This is a genomic window from Type-D symbiont of Plautia stali, from assembly GCF_001485335.1.
Lineage (GTDB): Bacteria > Pseudomonadota > Gammaproteobacteria > Enterobacterales > Enterobacteriaceae > Pantoea > Pantoea vagans_C.
In genome coordinates this window covers 1-3,723 of sequence record NZ_BBOC01000162.1, presented here as the reverse complement: position 1 = coordinate 3,723, position 3,723 = coordinate 1, and the positions used below count along the sequence as shown (strand labels likewise).

The 3,723-nt window shown below is 39.9% G+C and carries 3 protein-coding genes; 1 reads left to right on the top strand and 2 read right to left on the bottom strand.

The features are described 5' to 3' along the window. Window positions 1–356 precede the first annotated feature (356 nt). Window positions 357–539 carry a hypothetical protein gene (locus tag PSSD_RS25580; protein WP_058974194.1) on the top strand — a complete coding sequence of 61 codons (183 nt, stop codon included), beginning with the start codon at window positions 357–359 and terminating at the stop codon, window positions 537–539. Between the two features lie 801 nt (window positions 540–1,340). Here PSSD_RS25580 and PSSD_RS25575 read toward each other — a convergent pair. Continuing rightward, window positions 1,341–1,670, bottom strand: a complete 330-nt coding sequence (locus PSSD_RS25575; protein ID WP_058974193.1) for a hypothetical protein — start codon at window positions 1,668–1,670, stop codon at window positions 1,341–1,343. Between the two features lie 257 nt (window positions 1,671–1,927). Further along, window positions 1,928–2,383 carry a conjugative transfer protein MobI(A/C) gene (gene mobI, locus PSSD_RS25570; protein ID WP_058974192.1) on the bottom strand — a complete coding sequence of 152 codons (456 nt, stop codon included), beginning with the start codon at window positions 2,381–2,383 and terminating at the stop codon, window positions 1,928–1,930. Between the last annotated feature and the right edge of the window lie 1,340 nt (window positions 2,384–3,723).

The following is a 3,723-nucleotide window of genomic DNA, read 5'->3' as shown; positions in this document are numbered from 1 at the left end:
GTACTCTGCGCTTTAAGCATTTTTCAGCACATCAAACTTTCCGGACTGTGAAGTCACAATGCTACTCTTCGTTTTGAGTGACAGCCGATGGTAGCCTGAGCCCGTAGATACCTCTGTGCAGCAGTTGCGAGTCGCCTGATTCAGTTGGGTACGGGAGAACAATGTGCATGAGTGAAACTACCCTGAAAAAGTAACTTTTACACACTATCCCGCCCCCATCGCGACATTAAAACGAACAATTATGAAGCTGTTCCAATAACGCATGCAAAACGAAATAACTGCCGATAATAGTCTTTATTAATATGGACTAAGTCTATCTGAATCAGTTAGGGAACAGGGTGAAGAAGGATGTCATCATGGATGAATTGGAATTCTTCTATCTCATTGAGGAGTGGAGAGCAGTGGTGTTAACCGACGTGGCGGTAAACCCTAGGCAAGATGGCGTGTCTAATACGCAGTATGAGCTGTATGCAACCGATGGTAATGGTCAGGGAGCACGTCTCTATATTGGAAAGGTAAGTGACAAGACCTATGCCTAGTAATACCGGGATTACCTTGCTCGTATAGTCCCTTGAGCGGGCTTTAGAACGTGGCTTATTTGATGCCGGCAGTGTGCGGCGGTAGCGTAAACTTCGAGTTTAGGTATATAAGCTACGGCGCTTGCGGCTATCTGCTTCTTATGAACATGCCGTATGTTTGTGGAAGGCAGAGAGAAGAAGGCCCCGAGTAATTTTTCAAATAAACGAGGCAATCCTGATGCTAGACACTTCTGATAATAGCCTCTTGTCACACTCAGTGCAAGGAGATAAAGGCCATTAAAGCACCTAAAACAAGTTTTATTTAATCGCTGATAGAATATATCACAATTCTTTTGAGTTGCTCCCGCTAAAATGGGTACGGTTAATTTATAATTAGCATCGAATTTCTATATTCCTTGACGAGTGCATTTTCAGCCCGTTAGGGACACCAATTATTAAATATTCCATCCATTCTATCGGTTTTGCCATCACGGTCATGGTAATGGCAGGTCATTCACATACACGTAGTCGCACTTGAACGTTCTCAAAAAATATACAGCCATCGCATTTCTATCAGGACTGTGAACTGTCGTCGTAGACTATGAGCTCGAGTGAGCGGCGATAGTTCTTGTTGCGTCCACTAAATGGCAACTGCCGTTATCGGTCGGCCTCTCAAAGGCATGTGGAAGGTATTTTTTTTTCATTTCTTCGACGTCAGTAGGGAGGTCTTTGTTTTTAGCACCGGGTGATACATTATGCGGTTGTTGGTGCGACGTTAAATAATCAGAGATAGATTTGTATTTTTTGATTTGCTTGATGAACTCATTGGGGTCGTATCTTCCTCTCTCTACCATTTGGATCTGTCGCTGAGATGATTTTTTCAAAAGTGATTTCAATTGGTTTCATTAAGCGAGCGTTAGCACTGTTATGGTGGGTATCAGCTAATTCACCATTCATCCAAACTGTCTCAATTCTTTCTGAGATTTCATTAAGAGAGTCAAGAGACTTAATGATGCTAACCATTATTGGATAAGAATAACTTAGTCGCTTCGGCTCGCTGGAGAATTGCATCGTTCCATACAGTGGGCTCTTGCCTGCTTTACTCTCTATGTCAATAACGACTTTTTCGAAGTTTTTAATCTCTGAGTTCATGACTGAGAATACTTCTCCAAGCCATAGCTTAACCTTAGTCGCTGTTTATTGGTCGGTGTCTAGATTGATCGTCTTGAGTAAATTAGATAACCGTTGACTGACAACATTGTATGATCGTAGCTGATTAGATGAACGCAGCCAGTTCTTAATAACTGTTGTCTTTGGCTTTATTTCATAAACCATCCCTTCAAACTGAGCGCGACGTGGAAGAGATGGTTTTTTAGTATTAATTACAGTATCTGTCATTTTATCTTACCTCACTTAACTAATGGATACTTACGCAGTAAACGTGAACAAGTGATTTTGTGTTCATGAAAAATAACCAAAGCATCTCTGTATGGCGAGATTTCCTTTTTGAACTCAATGATCATTTCACGCTCCCAATCGAGTGCTTTCGGAAAACAAAAAATTGTGTACCCCTTTCCTGTCGCCTTTATTGTCTTTGTATAAAAGTTACGTCGCGGTCCTTTATATTTGGGGGAAACATCGTGCCACCCGATCGTTTTCTTCCTTGCACTACCAATGTGGTCAATGATAGGGAAGTATCTTGATGTGATGATCTCCTTACTGTCACCATGATTATCGAGAATGATTTTTCGATTAAGTTCATTAGCCCTTGTCCAAAAATCCTCAATCATTGGCGTGATGATAAGAATGATCTCATCAATTTTCGCGCTCGAAGATTCGATGCTTTTCAGGATTATCTCGTTCATTGGTTACCTCCTGAAGAATACTACCAAGTAAACCAGATGATATTCATTGTTTCCGGTATCGAATTTGGATGCACGTTGAAAGTATTTTTAAACAACCAAGATTTCATGCTCAACACGCATAGCATCTGAGCATGGGGCTCTGACTCAAACCGGGCTTCTCGATGAAAATAAAAAGTTACTTTAGATCGTGGATAGGTGTGTGACGCGAGGCTTTGAAAAGTAACTTTATATAATAGTAAGAGATATATCTACCTGACTTTTGATGAATTAGTCAGGTATAAAGAAAGTGGTCTATACCTGACTATTATTGAAAAGTCAGGTATAGAGACTACTCTGAGGGAAACGCATATACCTGACTAATCACTAATAGTCAGGTATAAGCGTCACTCCATGAAACGTGCCTATACCTGACTAATTGCAATTAGTCAGGTATAGAGAACTCAACCAGATTGCTGTGGCGTTATCTCAGCAAACCTTCGGTGGGTGAACCTCTAGGCAGAGTCTTAGTTTCTGTTATCTTCACTGGTATTAGTCAGATAAAAAAGAAGAACAGCACATTTAGTGTTACCAACTAATTTTCGATAAGTTAGGTATAAAGAAATTCGCCATGATGCCGATAGACGACAGGTTTTAGTAATAATCTAGACCTCGTCATGCATCGTGTATACGAGGCAACCAAATTGATGATGGCAGTTAGATGCTAGACTATTCTCTAACGGCTCATGTGACGGCTAATAAAATAGCAAAAATTAACTTTAACTACTGTAATTGGAGTGAGATATGGAGAAGTTGGTACACCAGCACGTGATGGAGAATTTAAATAATGTTTTCAAGCTAGAGCATGACATCTTGCCCACAAGTTGAAAGTTACTTTCAGGGTTAATGGAGGGTGAGAAGGGGAGATGTTTATACCTTAAGCCTTTCTTAGAAAAAGTTCATATACCAGTCGATTTCTATATTAATCCAAAAACTACCTCAGCGTCCTTCACTTAAAAGGCCTTTGTTAGTTCCTGACTTTCTAAACAAGAGGTCGGTTGGGATTATCTAGAAAATGTTTTTAATTAAAATACTGGGTGACGTTACCTTTGGTGTGTCAGCGGTTAAGATAGAAGGTTTTTATGATTCGGCTAGGGAAAATGAGTGTGCAAAAATAAAGATAAGCTTGGCTCGATTTTGAATTGCATAAAATATTTAGTGTAATTTCTTCATGTACGTTTAATCGCTAGAAAAATTTCAAAATCGACTCACTCATTCGTATTGGTGCTTTCCAATTGAACTATCCATGGTCTTTTTCAGACACAGCCTGTTACGTTTTTCCTGATTAACAGGATAGTGATTAA